We start from the raw sequence: 4,815 nt of genomic DNA on the forward strand, positions 1-4,815 counted from the left end.
CCTCATAGGCTTCCTCAATCGTGTAGGGCGCGATGGTCGAGAAATCCTGTTCGATGTCCCAGGGACAGCCGGTCTTCGGCGCCCGTAGCGCCGCCATGATCTCGATCAGGCGCGAAATGTCTTTCGATGGCGTCATCTAGAGCTATTCCAGGAAAAGTGTGAAACGGTTTTCTGTCCGGAATTGCGTCAAAACAGTCTATCGGATGCTATCCCGCGACCGGCCGCGCGGCTAACGCTGTCAGCCGGCGCGGAAGCCTTGTCCACAGACAAGCCGCGTCAATCAAGAACCGAAACGATCGCCTTGGCGAGTTCGTCCATGCCGTCCTCGGGCAGGCCGGCGACATTGATGCGGCTGTCGCCGACCATGTAGACGCCGTGCTCGGCACGCAGTCGCTCGACCTGCGCTTCCGTGAGCCCAAGGCGGGAGAACATGCCGCGATGGCTGGCGACGAAATCGAAACGGTCGGAATTCGACTGCCGGCGCAGCGCCTCGGCGAACTGCACGCGTAGCCTGAGCATGCGCAGCCGCATCTCTTCAAGTTCGGCTTCCCAGTCGGCGCGCAAGGCGGCATCTTCGAGCACGATGCGCACGGCCGCCGCACCGTGGTCCGGCGGCATCGAATACATGGCGCGCGCCGCCGACAGCATCTGGCTCATCGCCACATCCGCCTGTGCGCCGTCCCTGGCCAGGATCATCGCCGCGCCGACGCGGTCGCGGTAGACAGCAAAATTCTTCGAGCAGCTCGAGGCGACGACCATTTCCGGAATTTTTGCCGCCAGCAGGCGCAAGCCGAGGGCATCGGCCTCGAGGCCATCGCCAAAGCCCTGATAGGCGATGTCGACAAACGGCAGCAGCTCGCGCTCGACGACCAGATCGGTAACGGCTGCCCACTGTGCCGCATCCAGATTGGCGCCGGTCGGGTTGTGGCAGCAGCCATGCAGCAGTACGACGTCGCCGCTCTTTGCGGTCCGCAGCGCCGCCAGCATGTCGTCGAAGCGAACAGCGCCCGAGGCGGCGTCGAAATAGGGGTATTCACGGATCTGCAGGCCGGCGGCGCGCATCACCGGCATGTGGTTCGGCCAGGTCGGGTCCGACAGCCAGATGGTTGCATCCGAGCGTGTCCGCTTCAGCAGTTCCGCCACCAGCCGCAGCGCGCCGGAGCCGCCGGGCGCTTGTGCGGCGCGGATGCGCGTCATGTCGGCGCCTGGACCGAAGGCGAGCTTGGCCATCACCGTGTTGAAGCCGGTATCGCCGGCAAGGCCGAGATAGGTCTTGGTGTCCTGGGCCTGCAGCAGGCGCTGTTCCGCTTCGCGCACGGCGCGCATGACCGGCGTCTTGCCGTCGCGATCCTTGTAGACGCCGACACCGAGGTCGACCTTGTCTGGACGCGGATCGGCGCGATAAAGGCCGATCAGGGCGAGGATCTTGTCGGCGGGGGCGGGCTGCAGGGCTTCAAACATCGAAAATGGTTCCATTGGCGCGGCGGAGTGATACGCAAATCGGTCGCGTTTCGCCAGCGGTTTTAGCTAGGTGCTCCAGCCCGAGGCGGGGGTGCCGGGAAGCCTGCCCTGCCTGCTCCTTTCAGCTTTGCCTCGGCCAGCGGTCAGCCCCCGCCGTGTTTCCCAGTCTGCCGCAACAGATAGATGACCGCGCCCAGCACCATCAAGGCCAGCCCGAACCATGTCAGGGCATAGGCCAGATGGTTGTTGTGGAACGAAACGACCGTCAGGCCGCCGACCGGCCACCCTCCCGGATTGGGCGCGGCATCGGCATCGATGAAATAAGGAGCGACCTGCCCGAGGCATTGCGTCGTGGCGATCGCCTGCACATCGCGCGAATACCAGCGGTTGGCGGCCGGATCGTTGTTGCGCAGGAAGCCGCCCTTCGGTTCGGTCAGGCGCAGCAGGCCGCGAATTCCGGTGTGATCGCCCGAGGGCTTGCCTGCGAGGCGGGTTGCCGGATCGCGCTTGTCCGTCGGCACGAAGCCCCTGTTCACCAGAATCGTGAAGCCATCATCCGCTCGGAACGGCGCCATTACCCAGAAACCACCGCCGCGATCGGTGACCGCCTGGACCAGGGTCTCGCGATCACCGAGGAACCGGCCCGTGACGGCAAGCTGGCGATACTCATCATCCCTGGCGTTGATCTCTGGCCAGGCCGAAGGCGCCGGGGCGGCCACAGGTACCGCCTTGAGACGCTGGTCGACACGCTCGATCAGGTCGAGCTTCCAGACGCGGCGCTCCAGCTGCCAGATACCGAGCGCCGAGAACCCTGCGACGCCGATGGCACCGCAAAGGCAAAGCACCAACAGCGTCCATGGTGAACGCGTAACCCTTTGGCCGTCGCCTGTATTCGAATGCGGTGTCGTCCGCGCCTGTTCATCCAAAGCCAGGTCCCTCTCTCAGGGTATCTGACTCATGTCATGGCCGGGCATCATGTTGGCGTTCAGATGGTACATGACCCAGAGCGAGCCCGTCAGCGCGATCACCACCAGGATGAGGGTGAAGATCAGGGCCATCATGGTCCAGCCGCTCTCCGACCTGGTGTTCATATGCAGAAAGAACACCATGTGGACGATGATTTGCACGACGGCGAAGGCCATGATGGCAATCGCCGAAGCCATCTGATTGCCGAGTGCGTTGGTCATGACCAGCCAGAAGGGAATGGCGGTCAGCACGACGGACAGGCCGAAGCCTGTCAGATAGCCGCGCAGCGAGCCGTGATCGACGCCGTGACGCGCGTGGCTCTGGTCGCTGGTGTCTGTGTGGTGGCCGGCGCTCATCGCAACATTCCCATCAGATAAACGAAGGTAAAGACGCCGATCCAGATGACGTCAAGGAAGTGCCAGAACATGCTCAGGCACATCAGGCGCCGCTGGTTCGCGGCGATCAGCCCGTGCCTGGAGACCTGCACCATCAGCACCACCAGCCAGACCAGGCCGAAGGTGACGTGCAGGCCGTGCGTTCCGACCAGCGTGAAGAACGATGACAGGAAGCCGCTGCGCTGCGGCGTCGCCCCCTCGTGGATGAAATGGGCGAATTCGTAGAGTTCGATGCTGAGAAAGGCGAGGCCGAACAGGCCAGTGATCACCAGCCACACCTGCATGGGTTTCACCCGTCCCTTCGCCATCTCCAGCATCGCGAAGCCGTAAGTGATGGAGGACAGGAGCAGCATGGTGGTGTTCAGCGCGACCAGCGGAAGATCGAACAGATCCTTCGGCGCGGGTCCGGCCGCGTAATTGCCACCGAGCACGCCGTAGACCGCGAACAGCATCGCGAAGATGAGGCAGTCGCTCATCAGGTAGATCCAGAAGCCGAGCATGGTGCTGCTGCCGCTCTCGGCATGGCCGTGGTCGTCTTCCAGGTGGAAGACCGTGTCGTCGATCACCGTGTCGGCGTGTGCCATGGTGCTTATCCCGCCTGGCTGGTGGCTGCGAGCAGGCGTGTCCGCTCGTCCTCGACGCGGGTGACGTCACTGGACGGAATGTGGAAGTCCCGGTCGTAGTTGAAGGTATGCGCGATGGCGTAGCCGATCAGGGCGACGAAGCTGACGATCGCCAGCCACCAAATGTACCAGATGAGCGCCATGGCAAGCACCACGCTCAACCCGGCCAGGACGACGCCGGCTCCGGTGTTGCGCGGCATGTGGATGTCGCGGAAGCCCGTCAACGGACGCTGGTAGCCGCGATTCTTCATGTCCGCCCAGGCGTCGAGATCGTGGACGACGGGCGTGAAGGCGAAATTGTAGGCCGGGGGCGGCGACGAGGTTGCCCATTCGAGGGTGCGCCCGTCCCACGGATCGCCGGTATCGTCGCGAAGCTGCTCGCGCCGGCGCACGCTGACGAAGATCTGGATGAGGAAGGACAGGATCCCAAGCAGGATCAGGAAGGCGCCGAAGGCGGCGATGATGAACCAGATCTGCAGCGAGGGATCCTCAAAGGTGCGCAGCCGGCGCGTTACGCCCATCAAGCCGAGGATGTAGAGCGGCATGAAGGCGAACCAGAAGCCGACCACCCAGAACCAGAACGACATCTTTCCCCAGAACGGATCGAGCCGGAAGCCGAATGCCTTGGGGAACCAGTAGCTGATGCCGGCAAACAGGCCGAACAGCACGCCGCCGATGATGACGTTGTGGAAATGCGCGACCAGGAACAGGCTGTTGTGGAGCACGAAGTCGGCCGGCGGAACCGCGAGCAGCACGCCGGTCATGCCGCCGACGACGAAGGTCAGCATGAAGGCGACCGTCCACATCATCGGCAGTTCGAAGCGGATGCGGCCGCGGTACATGGTGAACAGCCAGTTGAATATCTTGGCGCCTGTCGGGATCGAAATGATCATCGTTGTGATGCCGAAGAACGAGTTGACGCTCGCTCCCGATCCCATGGTGAAAAAGTGATGCAGCCAGACCAGGTAGGACAGGATGGTGATGACGACGGTCGCGTAGACCATCGACGTGTAGCCGAAGAGCCGCTTGCCGCAGAAGGCCGAGGTCACTTCCGAAAATATGCCGAAGGCCGGCAGGATCAGGATGTAGACCTCGGGGTGGCCCCAGATCCAGATCAGGTTCACGTACATCATCGGATTGCCGCCGAAGTCGTTCGTGAAGAAGTTGGTGCCGACATAGCGGTCGAGAGCCAGCAGGGCCAGCACCGCCGTCAGCACCGGGAAGGCGGCGACGATGAGCACATTGGTGCAGAGCGCGGTCCAGGTGAAGATCGGCATTCTCATCATGGTCATGCCAGGCGCGCGCATCTTGACGATGGTGCAGACCAGGTTCACGCCCGACAGCAGCGTGCCGACGCCCGCCACCTGCAG

The 4,815-nt window shown here is 63.3% G+C and carries 5 protein-coding genes and 1 pseudogene; all 6 read right to left on the bottom strand.

Translation table 11 applies throughout. From position 1 onward, the window contains the following. Window positions 1–136, bottom strand: a pseudogene (locus EN964_RS38775) (nucleoside triphosphate pyrophosphohydrolase); the annotation flags it as partial. Between the two features lie 140 nt (window positions 137–276). After that, window positions 277–1,461 (bottom strand): amino acid aminotransferase, encoded by a 1,185-nt coding sequence (locus EN964_RS24750; protein WP_127273326.1) that lies wholly within the window; start codon window positions 1,459–1,461, stop codon window positions 277–279. 143 nt (window positions 1,462–1,604) lie between these two features. Continuing rightward, window positions 1,605–2,306, bottom strand: coding sequence for an SURF1 family protein (locus EN964_RS24755; protein WP_127272300.1), 702 nt, complete (start codon window positions 2,304–2,306; stop codon window positions 1,605–1,607). 96 nt (window positions 2,307–2,402) lie between these two features. Beyond that, on the bottom strand, window positions 2,403–2,783 hold the full coding sequence (gene cyoD / locus EN964_RS24760; protein WP_127270910.1) for a cytochrome o ubiquinol oxidase subunit IV: 381 nt from the start codon (window positions 2,781–2,783) through the stop codon (window positions 2,403–2,405). Continuing rightward, window positions 2,780–3,406, bottom strand: a complete 627-nt coding sequence (gene cyoC / locus EN964_RS24765; protein ID WP_127270912.1) for a cytochrome o ubiquinol oxidase subunit III — start codon at window positions 3,404–3,406, stop codon at window positions 2,780–2,782. Before cyoC ends, cyoD begins: the two co-directional genes overlap by 4 nt. A 5-nt stretch (window positions 3,407–3,411) precedes the next feature. Beyond that, window positions 3,412–4,815, bottom strand: a 1,404-nt coding sequence (locus EN964_RS24770) for a cbb3-type cytochrome c oxidase subunit I (RefSeq protein ID WP_127276833.1), incomplete at its 5' end; no start/stop codon positions are given.

This window comes from Mesorhizobium sp. M7A.F.Ca.CA.001.10.2.1 (assembly GCF_003998575.1).
GTDB lineage: Bacteria > Pseudomonadota > Alphaproteobacteria > Rhizobiales > Rhizobiaceae > Mesorhizobium.

What these genes read in the sequence shown, in the direction of transcription:
- EN964_RS24750 (WP_127273326.1), bottom strand. Translation starts at nt 1,461, where the DNA reads ATGTTTGAAGCCCTGCAGCCCGCCCCCGCCGACAAGATCCTCGCCCTG.
- cyoD (WP_127270910.1), bottom strand. Translation starts at nt 2,783, where the DNA reads ATGAGCGCCGGCCACCACACAGACACCAGCGACCAGAGCCACGCGCGT.
- cyoC (WP_127270912.1), bottom strand. Translation starts at nt 3,406, where the DNA reads ATGGCACACGCCGACACGGTGATCGACGACACGGTCTTCCACCTGGAA.